Below are 18701 nucleotides of genomic sequence, written 5' to 3' on the forward strand. Positions count from 1 at the left end.
GGCGGGGGCGCGTGCCTCCGCCCTTCGTCGTCGGCACGGCACGCGAGGCGCTCAGCGGCGGCGGCGCACGAGGACGAGGTCGTCGCGGTGCACGAGCTCGCGGTCGTAGCCCGGGCCCAGCTCCGCGCGCAGCGCGGAGGTCGCGCGCCCCAGCAGGCGCGGCGCCTCGTCGGACCCGTAGGCCACCAGGCCGCGCGCGACGACCGTGCCGTCCGGCCCGACGAGCTCCACCGGGTCGCCCGCCTCGAACTCGCCCTCGACGCTCGTGACGCCCGCGGGCAGCAGCGACGTCCGCCGCTCGACGACCGCCCGCACGGCGCCCTCGTCGAGCACCAGGCGCCCGCGCGCCTTCGCGGCGTGCGCGAGCCACAGCAGCCGCACCGACGTGCGCCGGCCGGTCACGGCGAACCACGTGCCCACGTCCTGACCGTCGAGCGCCGCCGCGGCCTGCGCCGCCGAGGTCAGCACCACGGGGATGCCGGACTGGGTCGCGATCGCCACCGAGTCGAGCTTGGTGATCATGCCGCCCGTCCCGACGGCGCTCCCCCGCGACGCCACGTCGACCCCGTCGAGGTCGGCCGGCCCGTCGACCCGCTCGATGCGCCGCGAGCCCGCCCGGCTCGGCGGACCCGTGTACAGCGCGTCCACGTCGGTGAGCAGCACGAGAGCGTCGGCGTGCACCAGGTGCGACACGAGCGCCGCGAGGCGGTCGTTGTCCCCGAAGCGGATCTCGTCGGTCGCGACCGCGTCGTTCTCGTTGATGACCGGGACGACACCCAGGTCCAGCAGCCGCTGCAGCGCGCGGTGCGCGTTGCGGTAGTGGGTGCGGCGCACGGTGTCGTCGGCCGTCAGGAGCACCTGGCCGACGCGCAGGCCGTGGTCCGCGAACGCGCGCGTGTAGTGCGCGACGAGCAGACCCTGCCCCACGCTGGCCGCGGCTTGCTGCGTCGCCAGGTCACGCGGCCGGGACCCGAGTCCGAGCGGCCCGATCGCCGCCGCGATCGCGCCCGACGACACGAGCACGACCTGGCCGCCCGCGGCACGCCGCGCCGCGAGGACATCGACGAGCGCACGCAGGCGGTCCGGGTCGAGCCGACCGTCCGGGCCCGTGAGCGAGCTCGAGCCGACCTTGACCACGACGCGGGCGGCGTCCGGCAGCTGCCGGCGCTCGAGCAGGGCTGCGACACTCACGTGCCGCATTGTGCCGCGCCCGGTCAGTCGTCGGACGCGGGGTCCGCCCAGTGGCCCTGCTCGCGCTCGGTCCACAGCTCGTCGCGCGCAGCCGCCTTGGCGTCCATGCGGTCCTTGTACTCGGTCCGCTTCTCGCCGCGCGTCGGGCGCGAACGGTCCTCGAGCCGCAGGTCGGTGCCGCGCGGTCCGCCGAGCAGCTCCGAGCCCGTGATCAGCGTGGGCTCCCAGTCGAACACGACGGCGTTCGTGTCGGGACCGATCCGCACCTCGTCGCCCGCGACCGCGCCCGCCTTGAACAGGCTCTCCTCGACGCCGAGGCGTGCGAGCCGGTCCGCGAGGTAGCCGACGGCCTCGTCGTTCGAGAAGTCGGTCTGCCGCACCCAGCGCTCGGGCTTCTCGCCCCGCACCGCGAACCAGACCGCGCCGCCGCCCTCGCGCCGCTTCACCGTGAAGCCCGCGTCGTCGACGGCCTTGGGCCGGAGCACCACGCGCGTCGCCCCGGGCGCCGGGGCCTCGCGCCGCGACGTCTCGACGAGCTCCGCGAGCCCGAACGTCAGCGGCCGCAGCCCCTCGTGCGACGCGGTGGAGATCTCGAAGATGCGCAGGCCACGCGCCTCGAGCTCGGGGCGCACGAGGTCGGCCAGGTCGCGCGCCTCGGGCACGTCGATCTTGTTCAGCACCACGATGCGCGGTCGCTCGGTGAGCGGTACTCGCCCCCCCTCGATGCCGAGGTCCCCCGCGTAGTGGGCGAGCTCGGCCTCGATGACGTCCAGGTCGGAGATCGGGTCGCGGTCCGGCTCGAGCGTCGCGCAGTCGAGCACGTGCACGATGACCGCGCAGCGCTCGATGTGCCGCAGGAACTCCAGCCCGAGCCCACGGCCCTGCGACGCACCAGGGATGAGCCCCGGCACGTCCGCGACGGTGTACCGCGTGGAACCGGCCTGCACGACGCCCAGGTTCGGCACCAGCGTCGTGAACGGGTAGTCGGCGATCTTGGGCCGCGCCGCCGAGATCGCGGCGACGAGGCTCGACTTGCCCGCGCTGGGGTAGCCGACGAGCGCGACGTCGGCGATCGTCTTGAGCTCGAGCACGACGTCCTGGGTGTCGCCCGGCTCGCCGAGCAGCGCGAACCCGGGTGCCTTGCGGCGCGGGGACGCGAGCGCGGCGTTGCCGAGCCCACCGCGCCCGCCCGCGGCCACGACGAACTGCGCACCGACGCCGACGAGGTCCGCGAGCACCTCGCCGTCAGGCGACTTCACGACCGTGCCGTCCGGCACCCCCAGCACCAGGTCCGCGCCCGTGCTGCCCGCACGGTGGTCGCCCATGCCCTGCGTGCCCGAGGGTGCGCTGCGATGCGGCAGGTGGTGGAACTCGAGCAGCGTCGTGACCTGCGGGTCGACCTCGAGCACGACGGAACCACCGCCGCCGCCGTTGCCTCCGTCGGGGCCGGCGAGCGGCTTGAACTTCTCGCGGTGGATGGACGCGCAGCCGTGCCCCCCGTTACCGCCGGTCGCGTGCAGCACGACCCGGTCGACGAACGTCGCCACGGCTTGCCTCCTTCAGGCCTGCACGCTCGACGGCGGCGGCCGGTACTCGGATGATCACACGGCGAAGGGGCGCACCGCACCGGTGCGCCCCTTCGCTCGAGTCTGGTGACCGCCGCTCGCGCGACGATCGTGCTCCGCGACCGCGGAGCGGTGGCTCACGCCTCGACGATGTCGATCACGCGACGGCCACGGCGCGTGCCGAACTGCACGGCGCCCGGCGTCAGCGCGAACAGCGTGTCGTCGCCGCCACGGCCCACGTTGTTGCCGGGGTGGAAGTGCGTGCCGCGCTGGCGGACGATGATCTCGCCGGCCTTGACGACCTGACCGCCGAAGCGCTTGACGCCCAGACGCTGGGCGTTGGAGTCGCGACCGTTGCGCGAGGAGCTCGCGCCCTTCTTGTGTGCCATGACTGACCTGCTCTCGAGTTGCTCAGAACGACGGGTCCGCGGCGTGCGACGCCGCGGGAAGAATCACTTGATGCCGGTGACCTTGAGGCGGGTCAGCTGCTGGCGGTGACCCTGGCGCTTGCGGTAGCCGGTCTTGTTCTTGTACTTGAGGATGTCGATCTTGGGACCCTTCTCGTCCCGCACGACCTCCGCCGTCACGGTCACCTTGGCCAGGGCCGCGGCGTCCGTGGTGACCTTGTCACCGTCGACGAGCAGGAGCGCCGGCAGCTGCACCGACGAGCCGGCCGCGGCGGCGAGGCGGTCGACGACGACGACGTCGCCGACGGCGACCTTCTCCTGGCGGCCGCCAGCCTTCACGATCGCGTACACCACGTTGCTGCTCATCTCTGCTCGTCGAACTGCTGGATCTCTAGGTCTCGTACATGCCCTGCGGGCGCCCGCGCGCATCCGTCGGTACCGGGACTTCCCGGTGATGTCGGGGTTCGCATCGGCGCCGCCGCTGCGGCACGCTGATCGGCACGTCAGGGACGCGCCGACGTTCTAGGGTACGGACGGCGCGCGCCAGGGTCAAACCTGGACGCGCCGTCCTGCGCCGACGTGACCGGCCTCACGGCCGGCCGCGCCGGCGGCCCTCACGGGTTGGTGCTGTCCTGCTGGTCCTGCTCGTGCTGCTCGTCCTGCTCGGCGCCGCCCGCGTCCGTCGGCTCGTCCTCGAAGAGGACCGGGTCGACCGCCGTGAGCTCGAGCGTGAAGTCCTCCAGCTCGATCTCCGGGGCGCCTTGCGGCTCACGTGGTGCCGGCGTCAGGTCCGCCAGCTCGGCGAGAACGTCCAGCGCGGGTCGCGCGGACTCCTCCTCGGCTGCCGGAGCGACATCGTCAGCGACCACGTCGACGACGGTGTCGATCACGATCTCGTCGACCGTCGCCTCACCGGCCTCGTCGACCGTGATCTCGTCGACCGTGATCTCGTCGACCACGACCTCCTCCGCCACGATCGGGTCCGCCGTGGGCTCGTCGACCACGCTCTCGTGGTCGTGGTCGTGCTCGTGCGCGTGGGCAGCGGCCGCCGCGATCGTCGCGAGCGTGGCCTTCACGGCCTCGCGCGCCTCCGGCAGGACCGGGACGCCCGCGTGCGGGGTCGCCGTCGCGGGCTCCTTGGCCGCGCCCGCACGCTTGCGCCGTGCGCGCTTCGGCTCCTCTGCCGCACCGCCCTGCTGGGCCGCGGCGCCGGCGTCCGGGCGGTTGCCGTTCTTCTCGATCGGCTCGTCGTGGACGATGAAGCCGCGGCCGTGGCAGTGGTCGCACGTCTCCGAGAACGCCTCGACCAGTCCCTGACCGACGCGCTTGCGCGTCATCTGCACGAGGCCCAGCGACGTGACCTCGGCGACCTGGTGCTTGGTGCGGTCGCGGCCCAGGCACTCGACCAGCCGGCGCAGCACGAGGTCACGGTTCGACTCGAGCACCATGTCGATGAAGTCGATGACGATCATGCCGCCGATGTCGCGCAGCCGGAGCTGGCGCACGATCTCCTCGGCCGCCTCGAGGTTGTTGCGCGTCACGGTCTCCTCGAGCGTGCCGCCCGAGCCGGTGAACTTGCCCGTGTTGACGTCGACGACCGTCATCGCCTCGGTGCGGTCGATGACCAGCGAGCCGCCCGAGGGCAGCCAGACCTTGCGGTCCATGCCCTTGGCGAGCTGCTCGTCGATGCGGTGCGCCGCGAACACGTCGCCCGTACCGGTGTACTTGGTGACCTTCTGCGCGAGGTCCGGCGCGAGCTCGTCGATGTACGACGAGATCGTCGACCACACGTCGTCGCCCTGGACGACGAGCGCACCGAAGTCGTCGTTGAAGATGTCGCGGACCACGCGGATCGCCATGTCGGGCTCACCCTGCAGCAGGGCCGGGGCCGAGGCGCTCTTCGACTTCTTCTCGATCGCCTCCCACTGCGACTGCAGGCGTGCGATGTCGGCGCGCAGCTCGTCCTCGGAGGCGCCCTCGGCGGCGGTGCGCACGATGACGCCTGCCGACTCGGGGACGACCTCGCGCAGGATCTTCTTGAGGCGGTTGCGCTCGACGTCGGGCAGCTTGCGGCTGATGCCGGTCATGCCGCCGCCGGGCACGTACACGAGGTAGCGGCCGGCGAGCGTGACCTGCGACGTCAGGCGGGCGCCCTTGTGGCCGATCGGGTCCTTGGTGACCTGCACCAGCACCGGGTCACCCGACTTGAGCGCCTGCTCGATGCGCCGCGGCTGACCGCCCTCGACGCCCGCGGCGTCCCAGTTGACCTCGCCCGCGTACAGCACGGCGTTGCGGCCCTTGCCGACGTCGACGAACGCGGCCTCCATGCTCGGCAGCACGTTCTGCACGCGGCCCAGGTAGACGTTCCCGACCATCGAGACCTGCGCCTGGTTCGACACGTAGTGCTCGACCAGCACGCCGTCCTCGAGCACCGCGATCTGCGTGCGCCCGCCGCGCTCGCGCACGATCATCGAGCGGTCCACGGACTCACGGCGAGCGAGGAACTCGGCCTCGGTGATGATCTGGCGACGACGGCCCGCGTCGCGGCCCTCGCGTCGGCGCTGGCGCTTGGCCTCGAGCCGCGTCGAGCCGCGCAGCGCGGTGACCTCGTCGCTCGCGGTGCGCGAGCGCGTGCGGGGCTCGCCCTCGCCGCCCTCGCCCGAGCGGGAGCCGCGTCGCCGACGACGGCGCCGACGGCTCGAGGAGCCGCCCTCGTCGTCGCCGTCGACCTCGTCGGTCTGCTCGTCGCCGCCCGCATCGGCGGCCTCGGCATCCTCGTCGTCGACGCCTGAGTCGTCGGCCCCGTCCCGCGAGCCGGAGGCGCCGTCGGGACGGCGACGGCCACGGCCACCGCGGCGACGGCGACGGCGCGGGGCGCCTGACTCGTCGTCGCGGTCCTCGGCGTCGTCCGCCTCGTCCGTCCCGGCACCGGCGTCGTCGAGCTGGTCGCCGTCGACGGCGTGCCCGTCGACGGGCTCGGTCGCGGGCTCGTCGGCCGCGTCGTCCTGCGCGTCGGCCTCGACCTCGGTCTCGGCCTCGGCGGCGCGTGCGCCCTCGCCCCCGCGGCCCCGACGGCCACGGCGACGGCGGCCACCGGACGTCGTGGTGGCGGTCGCGTCGTCGGAGGCGTCGGTCGTCTCCTGCGCTGCGGGCGCGTCCTCGGCCTGAGGCTGGTCGGCCGCGTGCTCGGCGCGTGCGGCCTCCGAGATCGCCTCGGGCGAGCCCGCGCTCGACGTCGCGCGCCGGCGTCGCGGCCGCGTGGTCGGGTCAGGGGCCTGGAAGAGCAGAGCCGTGGTCGCCAGGCGGGGCGACGTCGCGCGCGGCGCGACCTCCGGCGTCGTCTCGCCGGCGGGAGCCGCGGTCACGGCCTCGTCCTCCTCCTCGGTCGCGTCGTCGGCCGTCGGCTCGGCCGCATCAGCCACCACCGGCTCGACGGGCGCCGCAGCGGGACGCGACGCCGCACGCCGACGACGCGCCGGCTTGGTCGGCGCGACCTCGTCGGCGACGGCCTCGGCGACGACGGCCTCGGCGACCGGCTCGGCGATCGGCTCAGCGGTCTGGCCGGCGGCGTCCGTGCCCGCGTTCGTACCGTCGGCCGGCACCTCGACGGGCTTCGCCGCGGCGCGCGTCGCACGCTTGCGCGGCTTCTTCGCGGGCGCCGCCTCCGAGGCCGACGCCGCCTCGACGGGCTGCACGGCCTCGACGGGCTCGACGACGGTCGTGTCCGGCTCGGCGGCCTTCTTCTTGCGCGAGCGGGTCTTCGGGGCAGCGGACTCGGCTGCCGCGGTGGTCTCGGCCGGCGTGGTGGTCTCGGCCGGCGTCGTGGTCTCGGCGGGCGCAGCGCTCTCGACGGACGCGGGGGCCGCGGCCGGGCGGGATGCAGCACGGCGACGGCGCGGGGCGGGAGCCTTCGACGCCGCCGCCGCGTCGGGCTGCTCGGCGGGCTGCTGGGCGGACTGCTCGGTGTGGTCGGACATCACGCGAGTGCTCCTGGGTACCGCGGGGCCGCCGTCCACACGTGTGGCGGACCCGGGTGGGTCGGTCGTCGCCCGCGCGGTGCGCGGCGACGGAAGTCGTCGGTCACGGCTGCGGCAACGGGCCGGGGCCATCGCCTGCCCGGAGCGCTCCTTGTCCCGAGAACTGACCTGCGGGACCTGGCGGACTGCCGGGCGGCGGCTGGCGCACACGTCGGTGCTGCGAGCTCGCGGGTCCGTGAGGCGGTGTGGACGCCCTCGGGACCGCGGTCAGTATCGCACAGAGCGCCCTCGCGGGCCTCGTCGTCCGGGCTCGCCACGCCGGACGAACCCCGTTCGTCGTGACCTGAACGCGACCTGTTCGCGATCTTCGCGTGACAGGACAGGGAGCCCGTGCGCGCCGCGAGGGAGACGACAGCGTGTCAGGACGCGGGACCTTGGTCCTAGCGCCAGACTGGAGGCGGTCCTAGCGTTCCCCCAGGTCGACAGGCACGCCCGCCGACCCGACGCCCGGCTCGCACACCCCGCTCGGAGACCCCCGTGGACGTTCTCGACGTCGCCCGTTGGCAGTTCGGCATCACCACCGTCTACCACTTCATCTTCGTCCCCCTCACGATCGGCCTGGCTCCGCTCGTCGCGATCATGCAGACCGCGTGGGTGCGCACCGGGAACGAACGCTGGCTGCGGCTCACCAAGTTCTTCGGCAAGCTCCTGCTGATCAACTTCGCGATCGGCGTCGCCACCGGCATCGTGCAGGAGTTCCAGTTCGGGATGGCGTGGTCCGAGTACTCGCGGTTCGTCGGCGACGTGTTCGGGGCGCCGCTCGCGATGGAGGCGCTCGCCGCGTTCTTCGTCGAGTCGACGTTCCTCGGCCTGTGGATCTTCGGCTGGGACCGGCTCCCCAAGAAGATCCACCTGGCGTGCATCTGGGCGGTCGCGATCGCGACGAACCTGTCCGCCTACTTCATCCTCGCCGCCAACTCGTGGATGCAGCACCCGGTCGGCGTCGTGTACAACGAGGCGCGGCACCGGGCCGAGATGGTCGACATCGGCGCCGTGCTCACCAACCCGACCGTGCTCGCCGCGTTCCCGCACACGATCACCGCGGCGTTCGTCACCGCCGGCACGTTCGTCGCGGGCATCGGTGCGTGGTGGATGGTCAAGCTCGTCCGCCGCGGTGAGGCCGACAAGGCGCGCGACGTCTACCGTCCCGCGGTCACGCTGGGCCTGGTCGCGCTGCTCGTCGGCGGCGTGGGCGTCGCCATCACCGGCGACACGCAGGCCAAGCTCATGTTCGAGCAGCAGCCCATGAAGATGGCCTCCGCCGAGGCGCTGTGCCACACGACGTCCGGCGCGGACTTCTCGATCCTCGCGATCGGCAACCTCAGCAACGACTGCGAGAACGTCAAGCACGTCATCTCGATCCCCGGCCTGACCTCGTTCCTCGCGACGGGCGACTTCAACGCGACGATCAAGGGCGTCGAGGACCTGCAGACCGAGTACGAGCAGAGGTACGGGTTCACCGACGCGAACGGCGACCCGATCTCCTACCAGCCCGACCTCACGGTCACGTACTGGGGCTTCCGCCTGATGATCGGCTTCGGCATCGGCTCGGCGGCGCTCGCGGTCGCCGCGCTGTGGCTCACGCGCCGCGGCCGGGTCACGGACAAGAAATGGTTCGGGACCCTGGGCATCGTCGCGATCGTCACGCCGTTCCTCGCCTCGTCGTTCGGGTGGGTGTTCACCGAGATGGGCCGCCAGCCGTGGGTCGTCGCCCCGAACCCCAACCCCTCCGGGGTCGACGGCGTGTACCTGCTGACCGCGCGGGGCGTGTCGACCTCACCGGGCGCCGGCAGCATCCTGACCTCGCTCATCGCGTTCACCCTGCTCTACGGCGTGCTCGCGGTGCTCTGGTACCGCCTCATGCACCGCTACACGATCGAGGGCGTCGCCGACTCCGAGAAGGACCCGAGCCCCGAGGCGCGATCCGAGCAGGACGCCGCCGCCCCCCTGTCCTTCGCCTACTGACCCGTCCGACGCACGAAAGGAGCGACGACCATGGAGCTCACCACCGTCTGGTTCATCCTCATCGCCGTGCTGTGGACGGGGTACCTCGTGCTCGAGGGCTTCGACTTCGGCGTCGGGATGCTGCTCGGCATCCTGCCGCGCGGCAAGGGCGCCGAGCGCGACAAAGAGCGCCGCGTCCTCATCAACACGATCGGCCCGGTGTGGGACGGCAACGAGGTGTGGCTGCTCACCGCCGGCGGCGCGACGTTCGCGGCGTTCCCCGAGTGGTACGCCACCCTGTTCTCCGGCTTCTACCTGCCGCTGCTGCTGATCCTGCTCGCGCTCATCGTCCGCGTCGTGGCGTTCGAGTGGCGCGGCAAGATCGACGACCCCGTGTGGCGAGGCTGGGCCGACCGCGCGCTGATCGTCGGGTCGTGGGTGCCGTCCGTGCTGTGGGGCGTCGCGTTCGCGAACATCGTGCGCGGCGTCGAGCTCGACGCCGCTCACCAGTACGTCGGCGGGTTCTGGGCGCTGCTCAACCCGTTCGCGCTGCTGGGCGGCGCCACCACCGCGCTGCTGTTCCTCACGCACGGAGCGGTGTTCCTCGCGCTCAAGTCCGACGGCGACGTCCGTGCACGCGCCGGCTCGCTCGCGGCACGGCTCGCGCCGGTCACGCTCGTCGTGGCCGGGGCCTGGGCGGTCTGGGCACAGCTCGCGTACTCGGGCAAGGGCTGGACCTGGGCAGCGGTCGCCGTCGCTGCGCTGGCTCTCGTGCTGCTCGTCGTCGCGACGAGGCAGCGCCGCGAGGGGCTCGCGTTCGTGGCGTCCGCCGTGACGCTCGTCGCCGCCGTCGTGCTCATCTTCGGCTCGCTGTTCCCCGACGTGATGCCCGCGCTCGACCCCGCGAACTCGCTCACCGTGGACAACGCCTCGTCGACGCACTACACGCTGACCGTGATGACGTGGGTCGCCGTGGTGCTCACGCCGCTCGTGCTGCTCTACCAGGGGTGGACCTACTGGGTGTTCCGCAAGCGGATCTCCGTCGAGCACATCCCGGAGTCGATCGGCCTGACGTTCTCCCCCGCGGCGGTCGTCGAGACGGGAATCACGTCGAGGGGCACGGGGGACGGTCCGGACGAGCGCACGCAGCAGCACGCGGACGACGAGCCGAGCCGCTGACCCGTGCGGCCGCTCGACCCCCGGCTGCTGCGGCACGCGCGTGCCGCGCGGGGCTACCTCGCGCTCACCGTCGCGCTCGGGGTGCTCACCGCGGCGCTCGTCGTCGCGCAGGCGCTGCTGCTCGCGCACGCGCTCGGCCGCGCCGTGCACGACGGCGCGACGCTGCACGCGATCGGTCCGCTCGTCGGGTGGCTCGCGGTCGTGGTCGCGCTGCGCGCCGCGACCGTCGCCGTGCAGGAGCGGTTCGCGCACCGGGCCGCGACCCGCGCGGTCGCCGAGCTCCGTGAGGGGGTCGTCGCGCACGCCGTCGCGATCGGTCCGCGCTGGCTCGCGACCGGTGAGGGCGCCGGGGTCGCGACGCTCGCGACGCGCGGCCTCGATGCCCTCGAGCCGTACTTCGTGCGGTACCTGCCGCAGCTGGTGCTCTCGGCGGTCGTCACGCCCGCGACGCTCGTCGTGATCCTCGGGCTCGACTGGGTGTCGGCGGCCGTGCTCGTGGCGGTGCTCCCGCTCGTGCCGATCTTCATGTGGCTCGTCGGCCGTCTCACGCAAGGGCGGTCCGAGGCCGGACTCGCCTCGATGCGGCGGCTCGGCGCGCAGGTGCTCGACCTGCTCGCCGGGCTCGCGACGCTGCGGGCGTTCGGCCGCGAGCGCGGTCCGGCGCAGCGCGTGCGCGAGCTCGGTGACGCACACCGGCGCGCCACGATGGGCACCCTGCGGATCGCGTTCCTGTCCGGCATGGTGCTCGAGCTGCTCACGACGCTGTCCGTCGCACTCGTCGCCGTAGGGATCGGGCTGCGCCTCGTCGACGGAGGGCTCGACCTGGTGACCGGCCTCGCGGTGCTGGTGCTCGCGCCCGAGGTGTTCAACCCGCTGCGCCAGGTGGGCGCGCAGTTCCACGCGTCGACCGACGGGGTCGCTGCCGCCCAGGCCGCGTTCGAGGTGCTCGAGACGCCCGTCCCGGCGCCGGGCACCGTCGTCGCACCCGATCTCGCTCGCACCGCGGTCTGCCTCACGGGCGTGTCCGTGGGCAGCACCCCGCACGGGCTGGACCTCGAGGTCGCCCCCGGTCGCGTGGTCGCGCTCGCGGGCCCGAGCGGCAGCGGCAAGTCGACGACCGTCGACGTCCTGCTCGGTCTCCTCGTCCCCGACGAGGGCAGCGTCGTGCTCGACGGACCCGACGGCGTCGTCGCGCTCGCGGACGTCGAGCCCGCATCGTTCTTCCGCCAGGTCGCGTGGCTCCCCCAGCGTCCGGTGCTCGAGCCCGGAACGCTCGCCGAGGTGGTCGGTGGGAGCGACGAGGCCCGCGCCACGGCGGCCGCGCTCACCGGCCTCGACGACGTCGTCGCAGACCTGCGCGACGGGTGGTCGACGACGGTCGGCCGCGGGGGCGACGGCCTGTCGGTCGGCCAGCGGCAGCGCGTCGCGCTCACCCGGGCGCTCCTGGTCGATGCGCCGCTCGTCGTGCTCGACGAGCCCACCGCCCACCTCGACGCGACCGGGGAGCGCGTCGTGCTCGCCGCCGTGGCCGCGCTGTGCGCCCGGGGTGCCGCCGTTCTGCTCGTCGCCCACCGGCCGTCGCTCCTCGCGTGCGCGGACGACGTCGTGACGCTCGGTGCGCGGGCGGTGGCGTCGTGACGCGCCCGCGTCCCGAGCCCGCACCGCCCGGGACGCTGCGCCGCGTGGTCCCGCTGCTCGAGGTGGACCGCGCACGCGCCGCGGGGGCCGTCGCGCTCGGCGTCCTCGCCCTGGGGTGCGCGGTCGCGCTCGCTGCGGTCGCCGCCTGGCTCATCGCACGCGCGTCCCAGATGCCGCCCGTGCTGACGCTGTCGGTCGCGACCGTCGCGGTGCGCACGTTCGGGATCGGCCGCGCGGTGCTGCGCTACGTCGAGCGGCTCGTGTCCCACGACGTCGCGCTGCGCGGCATGACGAACCTGCGCGCCACGCTGTACTCACGCCTCGCGGACGGCCGCCCGACGGCGGTGCTCGCGACGCGACGCGGCGACCTCCTTGCGCGCGTCGGCGCGGATGTCGACGCGGTCGGCGACGTCGTCGTGCGCGGACTGCTGCCCGCGTGCGTCGCGGCCGTGCTGGGCGCACTGTCGGCCGTCGCCATGGGCGTGCTGTGGCTGCCCGCCGGCGTGTGGCTCGCGACGTGCCTGCTGCTCGCGGGCGTGCTCGCGCCGGCACTCGCCGCCCGAGGGGCGCGCGACGCCGAGCAGCGGGCCGCCGACGCGCGGGGGGCGGTGACCGCGAGCGCGCTCGGGCTGCTCGACGACGCCGGTCCGCTCACGGTGTCGGGCCGGTTCGGGACCGAGCTGGACGCGCTCCGCGCGGCCGACGAGCGCGTGGCGGCCGCGACCGACACCGGTGCGCGGCACGCGGCGCTCGCCGCGGGGATCGGCCAGCTCGCCGTCGGCCTCGCGGTGCTGGGCGCGCTCGTCACGGGCGTGCCTGCCGTCACCGACGGGCGCCTGTCGGCGGTCGCGCTCGCGGTCGTCGTGCTCACGCCGCTCGCGGCGTTCGAGGCGACGTCGGTGCTCCCCGCCGCCGCCGTGCAGCTGCAGCGCTCCCGCGCCGCCGCGGCACGCATCCTCGCCCTGCTCGACGTGGCCGGGGTGCCCGAGCACCGGCCGACGGCCGAGACGCCCGGCACCGCGCGTCTCGCCGCACGCGACCTCGACGCCGGCTGGCCCGACGGACCTCGGGTGGTGCGCGGGGTCGACCTCGTCGTGGAACCCGGTCGCGCGGTCGCCGTGGTCGGTCCGAGCGGCACCGGCAAGACGACGTTGCTGCTCACGCTCGCGGGCCAGGTCCCTCGCCGCGGCGGTGACCTGGAGCTCGGTCGCGGCCCGGACGCGGTCGACGTCGACGACCTCACCCGCGCCCAGGTCGCCTCGCTCGTCGTCCACACCGCCGAGGACGCGCACGTCTTCGGCACCACGGTGCTCGAGAACCTGCGGGTCGCCCGCGGCGACGTGACGCCCGACGAAGCTCGCGCGGCTCTCGACGACGTGGGCCTCGGGCCGTGGCTCGCGTCGCTGCCCGACGGGCTGGCCACGCTCGTCGGCCCGGACGCCCGCACCGTCTCCGGGGGTGAGCGTCGTCGACTCCTGCTGGCTCGCGCGCTGCTCGCGGGCGCACCGCTCCTCCTCGTCGACGAGCCCGGCGAGCACCTCGATCCGGCGACGGCCGACGAGCTCGTGGAGATGCTGCTCACGCGGCAGCGGCACCGCGGCGTCGTCGTCGTCACGCACCGACTCGCGCCGCTCGGGGCCGCCGACGAGGTGCTGCGGCTCGACGGCGGTCGCGTCGTCGCTCGCGGCCCCCACGGCGACCTCGTCCGGGACGACGCCCGCTACCGTGAGGACCTCGCCCGTGAGCGTGCGGGTGACCTCGACGAGGAGCGCGTGTGAGCGAAGCAGCGGCCGACCCCATGCACGACCTGCTCGACGCGATGCTGGCCGTCGCGAGCGAGCTCGACCTGCCGGCGGTGCTCGACCGGTTCGTGCAGGTCAGCGCGGAGCTCACGGGTGCGACGTACGCCGCGATCAACGTGCTCGACCACCACGGCGAGTCCACGACGTTCGTGCACGCGGGAGTGCCGACCGCGGTCGCACGGATGCTGGGCCACGCACCGCACGCACGCGGTGTGCTCGGGCGCATCCCCATCGAGGGGGCACTGCGGCTCGACGACCTCACGCAGCACCCGGCGTTCCAGGGCTTCCCCCCGGGCCACCCGCCCATGGGCTCGTTCCTGGGCGCGTCGGTCCGGGTCGCCGACCAGGTGTTCGGCCAGCTCTACCTGTCCGAGAAGCCCGGCGGCTTCACGCCGCAGGACGAGCGCACGGTGATCGCGCTCGCGGCGGCGGCCGGCGTCGCGGTCGCGAACGCACAGCTCTACGAGGAGGCCGCACGGCGCGAGCACTGGCTGCGCGCGGGCCAGGACATCACGACGATGCTCCTCGAGGGCGTCGACGAGGAGGACGCTCTCGAGCACATCGCGCGCACCGCGCGCGCAGTCGCGGGGGCCGACGCGGCCGCGCTGGCGCTGCCCGGCGTGGGGGGCCGGCTCGTGATCGAGCTCGCCGACGGCCACGGTGCCGACCGGTTGCTCGGCACCGCGATGCCCGAGGGGGGGCGCGCGTGGACGGTGATGACCGAGGGACGCGGCCTGCTCACGCCGTCGCTGTCCCGCTCGCGCACGGTCCGGGCGCCCGTGATGCGGTCGTACGGCCCCGCGATGTTCGCCCCGCTGCAGACGTCGGGACGCGGTGTCGGGGTGCTCGTGCTGCTGCGGCGCATCGGTGCGCCCGAGTTCGAGGACGGCGACCTCACGACCGCCGAGTCCTTCGCGTCGCAGGCGGCGCTCGCGTACGTGCTCGCGGAGGCCCGGCACGCGCAGGACGTCGCCGCGCTGCTCGACGAGCGCGAGCGCATCGCACGCGACCTGCACGACCTCGCTATCCAGCAGCTGTTCGCCACCGGGATGCAGCTCGAGAACGTGCGCCGCCGCGCGGCGGGCGGGGTCGACCCGGACGAGCTGTCCTCGATCCTCGAGGAGGCGCTCGACAACGTCGACTCGTCGGTGCGGCAGATCCGCCAGATCGTGCACGAGCTGCGCGACCCCGACGCCGCGACCGGTCTCGTGGAGCGGCTGCGCCGAGAGTCGTCGCTCGCGCGCACAGGCCTCGGGTTCGCACCGTCCGTCGTCATCACGCTCGACGGGGTCCCGTTGGACGACGACCTCGACGAGGACCGCATCGACGACCGCGTGGGCCCCCCGCTGACGGGCGACGTGGTCGCCGTGGTGCGTGAAGGGCTCGCCAACGCGGCACGGCACGCCCACGCGTCGTCCGTCATCGTGCGTGTGGACGTGCGCGGCACCGGCCCGCTCGGGCACGTGCTCGTCGAGGTCGAGGACGACGGCGCGGGGCTCCCCGCGGTGCGCGAGCGCGCGTCCGGGACGAGCAACCTCGCGTCGCGCGCACGCCAGCACGGCGGGACGTTCACCCTCGGTGCGCCGCCCGACGGCCGGGGCACGCTGCTGACCTGGCAGGCGCCGCTCGCCTGACCGGGAGGCTCAGCTCTGGCCGGGCTCCGCGCGCCAGCCCGAGTGCTTGCGCGAGGCCACCCACGCGGCGACCTGGGTCCGCCGCTGGAGGCCCATCTTGGCGAGGAGCGACGTGATGTGGTTCTTCACGGTCTTCTCCGCGACCCCGAGCCGCTCGGCGATCTCGCGGTTCGACAGGCCCTCGCCGATGAGGTCGAGCACGCGCAGCTCGCTCGGCGTCAGGTTCTCCGTGGGGTCCTCGTGGCCCGCCTTGCGGCGCGTCACCGTGCGCTCGTCGAGCAGCGTGCGGCCGGCGGCGACCGCGCGGATCACGTCGGTGATCTCGGCACCCCGCACGGACTTGAGCAGGTAGGCGACGGCCCCGGCCTCGAGCGCCGCGGCGAGCGCGTCGTCGTCGTCGAACGACGTCAGGACGATCGCCCGGGCGTCCGGCAGCGCCTCGCGGACCTGACGCATGAGGTCGATGCCCGTCCCGTCGGGGAGCTGCAGGTCGACGAGCATGACCTGCGGGTGCACGAGCGTCGCGCGGCGCACGCCGTCGGCCACCGAGCCCGCCTCGGCGACGACCGTCATGCCCTCGGTCCGCTCGACGACCTCCGCGATCCCGCGCCGCACCACCTCGTGGTCGTCGACGATCATCACGCTGATGGGGCCGGGCCGACCGGCGGCAGTCGCTGTCACGGTGGCATCGTATCGACGCATGACGACCGTCCTGCTCCCCACCACGCTGACCGAGCCGATCGATCTCCCGGACGGCGTGCGCGCCGTGCGCTACGACGTCGCGCAGCCGGTCCCGGACGACGCGCTCGACGCGGAGGTCCTGGTGGTGTGGGGCAACGGCCGGCGTCAGATGCGCGACGCGGCGGCCCGGCTGACCCGGCTGCGGTGGGTCGCGAGCCTCGCCGCCGGTCCGGACGCGGTGCTCGAGTGCTTCGACGAGCCGGTGGTCGTGACCTCGGGGCGCGGGCTGCACGACGGACCCGTCGCCGAGCACACCCTCGCGCTGCTGCTCGCGTGCGCGCGGCGCCTCCCGGACCTGGTGCACGCGCAGGACGAGCACCGCTGGGCCGGCGACCTCGGCGGCATCCAGCCGGTGCACGACGACGCGTTCCGGACGCTCGGCGGCGCGCACGTCGTCGTGTGGGGCTTCGGCTCGATCGCGGCGCGCCTCGCACCGCTGCTCGTCGCGCTGGGTGCCCGGGTCACCGGGGTCGCCCGCAGCGCAGGCGCACGGCACGGCGTACCCGTCGTCACGGCCGACGACCTCGACGACGTGCTGCCCACCGCCGACGCACTCGTCTCGCTCCTGCCCGCGACCGACGGGACGCGCCACGTGATCGACGCGCGCGTCCTCGGACTCCTGCCCGCCCACGCGTACGTCGTCAACGTGGGCCGCGGCGCGGTGCTCGACGAAGAAGCGCTCGTCGACGCGCTTCGCTCCGGGCGCCTGGGCGGTGCGGCGCTCGACGTCTTCGACCGCGAGCCGCTCCCGGCCGAGAGCCCGCTGTGGGAGACGCCGCGGCTGCTCGTCTCGCCGCACGCGGCGGGTGGGCGACCGCTCGGTGCCGGTGCGCTGCTGCGGCGGAACCTGGACGCCTACCTCGCCGGGCGGCCGCTGACCAACGTCGTCGAGCGCTGAGCGGTCACCAGCGCCCGTTGCGCGGACGCGGCTGGCAGCGCGGGCACGTGTACGACGAGCGGTTCATGAACTCGTCGCGCCGCACCGGCGTCCCGCACCGCGGGCACGCCTCGCCCGCCTGGCCATACACCGCGAGCGAGCGGTCGAAGTACCCGGACGCGCCGTTCACGTTCACGTACAGCGCGTCGAAGCTGGTCCCGCCCTGGGCGAGCGCCTCCGACATGACGTCGCGGGCGCCCTCGAGCAGCCGGTGCGCCTCCGGGCGGCGCAGCGTGTCCGTCGCGCGCGCGTAGTGCAGGCGTGCGCGCCACAGGCCCTCGTCGGCGTAGATGTTGCCGACTCCCGAGACGAGGGTCTGGTCGAGCAGCGCGCGCTTCACGCCCGTGCGCCGGTGCCGCAGCGCGTCGACGAGCGCGTCGTCGTCGAGCGCAGGGTCGAGCAGGTCGCGCGCGATGTGCTCGACGGGCTCCGGGACGGCGGCCACGTCGGACCCGACCCCGCCGGGCGCGCCGTCCGGCGTGGGCACCAGCTCCTGCACGCTCAGGTGGCCGAACGTGCGCTGGTCGACGAAGTCGAGGGCACCCCCGTCGTCGAGCGAGAGCCGCACGCGCAGGTGGGGGTGGTCGGCGCCGTCGGCGACGTTGCCCCGCACGAGCAGCTGCCCGCTCATGCCCAGGTGCGTGAGCAGCGCGGAGCCGTCGTCGAGCAGCAGCCAGCAGAACTTGCCGCGGCGCACCGCAGCCTCGAGCCGGCGGCCGGCGAGCCGTCCGGCGAGGTCCGCGGGGCCGCCCTCGTGACGTCGCACGCTGTACGCGCGGCGCACGTCGACGCGTTCGACCGTGCGGCCCAGCACGTGCCGAGCGAGCCCGTCGCGGACCGTCTCGACCTCGGGGAGCTCGGGCACCTACGCCTCGACCGAGGCATCGGCCGGCGTGACCCGCCCGTCGACCTGCGGCTCGCCCTCCTGGAGCGCGTGGTACGCGGCCTCGGCCGCGATCTGCTCGGCGATCTTCTTGGCCGAGCCGGTGCCGGTCCCCCGGACCTCGCCGCCCACCACCGCGCGGGCGGTGAAGGTGCGCGCGTGGTCCGGCCCCTCGCCGTCCACGTCGTAGTGCGGGCTGCCGAGCTCGAGCCGTGCCGCGAGCTCCTGCAGCGAGGTCTTCCAGTCCAGACCCGCGCCCAGGCCGGCGGCGCGCTCGAGCGTCGGGCTCAGCAGCCCGTCGACGACGCCGCGCGCGACCTCGAGCCCGTGCGAGAGGTAGATCGCGCCGAACAACGCCTCGAGCGTGTCCGACAGGATCGAGTCCTTCTGACGGCCGCCGGTCGCGAGCTCACCCTTGCCGAGCAGCACGAAGTCGCCCAGGTCGAGCGTGCGCGCGATCTCGGCGAGCGCCCGCTGCGACACCGAGGCGGCCCGCATCTTCGCGAGCGTCCCCTCGGGCAGCGTGGGGTGCCCGCGGTAGAGCGTCTCGGTCACGACGAGTCCGAGGACGGTGTCGCCGAGGAACTCGAGGCGCTCGTTCGTCGGGATCCCGCCGGCCTCGTGGGCGAACGAGCGATGGGTGAGGGCAAGCACGAGAAGCTCGGGGTCCAGATGGACCCCGAGCTTCTCGAGAAGGCTCTGCGCCGAGGCGCCCGGGCCGGACGTGCGCGTCACGCGACCGT

At 74.3% G+C, this 18701-nt stretch carries 14 protein-coding genes; 6 read left to right on the plus strand and 8 right to left on the minus strand.

The window, feature by feature from the left end:
• Positions 1-51: 51 nt before the first annotated feature.
• From proB to AW16_RS0106195, 5 genes are all read right to left on the minus strand, one after another.
• Positions 52-1200, minus strand: coding sequence for a glutamate 5-kinase (proB, locus tag AW16_RS0106175; protein ID WP_029289053.1), 1149 nt, complete (start codon positions 1198-1200; stop codon positions 52-54).
• 14 nt (positions 1201-1214) lie between these two features.
• Positions 1215-2738, minus strand: a complete 1524-nt coding sequence (gene obgE / locus AW16_RS0106180) for a GTPase ObgE (protein WP_029289055.1) — start codon at positions 2736-2738, stop codon at positions 1215-1217.
• Positions 2739-2893: 155 nt separating this feature from the next.
• Positions 2894-3145, minus strand: a complete 252-nt coding sequence (rpmA, locus tag AW16_RS0106185; RefSeq protein ID WP_029289057.1) for a 50S ribosomal protein L27 — start codon at positions 3143-3145, stop codon at positions 2894-2896.
• Between the two features lie 63 nt (positions 3146-3208).
• Positions 3209-3517, minus strand: a complete 309-nt coding sequence (gene rplU / locus AW16_RS0106190) for a 50S ribosomal protein L21 (RefSeq protein WP_197021574.1) — start codon at positions 3515-3517, stop codon at positions 3209-3211.
• Positions 3518-3777: 260 nt separating this feature from the next.
• The gene (locus tag AW16_RS0106195) at positions 3778-7140 is read right to left on the minus strand and encodes an Rne/Rng family ribonuclease (protein ID WP_051681709.1); all 3363 of its coding nucleotides are present in this window, start codon (positions 7138-7140) and stop codon (positions 3778-3780) included.
• Positions 7141-7677: 537 nt separating this feature from the next.
• Here AW16_RS0106195 and AW16_RS0106200 point away from each other — a divergent pair.
• From AW16_RS0106200 to AW16_RS0106220, 5 genes are read left to right on the plus strand one after another with little or no spacing between them, the layout of a single operon-like run.
• Positions 7678-9165, plus strand: a complete 1488-nt coding sequence (locus AW16_RS0106200; RefSeq protein ID WP_029289062.1) for a cytochrome ubiquinol oxidase subunit I — start codon at positions 7678-7680, stop codon at positions 9163-9165.
• 30 nt (positions 9166-9195) lie between these two features.
• Positions 9196-10323, plus strand: coding sequence for a cytochrome d ubiquinol oxidase subunit II (cydB, locus tag AW16_RS0106205; RefSeq protein WP_081861492.1), 1128 nt, complete (start codon positions 9196-9198; stop codon positions 10321-10323).
• 3 nt (positions 10324-10326) lie between these two features.
• Positions 10327-11961 carry a thiol reductant ABC exporter subunit CydD gene (gene cydD, locus AW16_RS0106210; RefSeq protein WP_029289066.1) on the plus strand — a complete coding sequence of 545 codons (1635 nt, stop codon included), beginning with the start codon at positions 10327-10329 and terminating at the stop codon, positions 11959-11961.
• Positions 11958-13739 (plus strand): thiol reductant ABC exporter subunit CydC, encoded by a 1782-nt coding sequence (cydC, locus tag AW16_RS0106215; RefSeq protein WP_034648194.1) that lies wholly within the window; start codon positions 11958-11960, stop codon positions 13737-13739. Before cydD ends, cydC begins: the two co-directional genes overlap by 4 nt.
• Positions 13736-15397, plus strand: coding sequence for a GAF domain-containing protein (locus tag AW16_RS0106220; RefSeq protein ID WP_369794761.1), 1662 nt, complete (start codon positions 13736-13738; stop codon positions 15395-15397). The genes cydC and AW16_RS0106220 overlap by 4 nt, the downstream gene beginning before the upstream one ends.
• Before the next feature lie 9 nt (positions 15398-15406).
• Here the strand turns inward: AW16_RS0106220 and AW16_RS0106225 are convergent, their stop codons facing one another.
• Positions 15407-16036, minus strand: a complete 630-nt coding sequence (locus AW16_RS0106225) for a response regulator transcription factor (protein ID WP_029289071.1) — start codon at positions 16034-16036, stop codon at positions 15407-15409.
• Positions 16037-16097: 61 nt separating this feature from the next.
• Here AW16_RS0106225 and AW16_RS0106230 point away from each other — a divergent pair, with 61 nt between their 5' ends.
• Positions 16098-17036 carry an NAD(P)-dependent oxidoreductase gene (locus tag AW16_RS0106230; RefSeq protein ID WP_029289072.1) on the plus strand — a complete coding sequence of 313 codons (939 nt, stop codon included), beginning with the start codon at positions 16098-16100 and terminating at the stop codon, positions 17034-17036.
• A 4-nt stretch (positions 17037-17040) separates the two neighbouring features.
• On the opposite strand, the gene mutM is transcribed toward AW16_RS0106230, so the two are convergent.
• Complete coding sequence (mutM, locus tag AW16_RS0106235) at positions 17041-17940, minus strand: bifunctional DNA-formamidopyrimidine glycosylase/DNA-(apurinic or apyrimidinic site) lyase (protein ID WP_029289074.1); 900 nt, start codon at positions 17938-17940, stop codon at positions 17041-17043.
• The gene (gene rnc / locus AW16_RS0106240; protein WP_051681710.1) at positions 17941-18693 is read right to left on the minus strand and encodes a ribonuclease III; all 753 of its coding nucleotides are present in this window, start codon (positions 18691-18693) and stop codon (positions 17941-17943) included.
• Positions 18694-18701: the final 8 nt, after the last annotated feature.

It is taken from the genome of Cellulomonas sp. HZM (assembly GCF_000708885.1).
Lineage (GTDB): Bacteria > Actinomycetota > Actinomycetes > Actinomycetales > Cellulomonadaceae > Cellulomonas.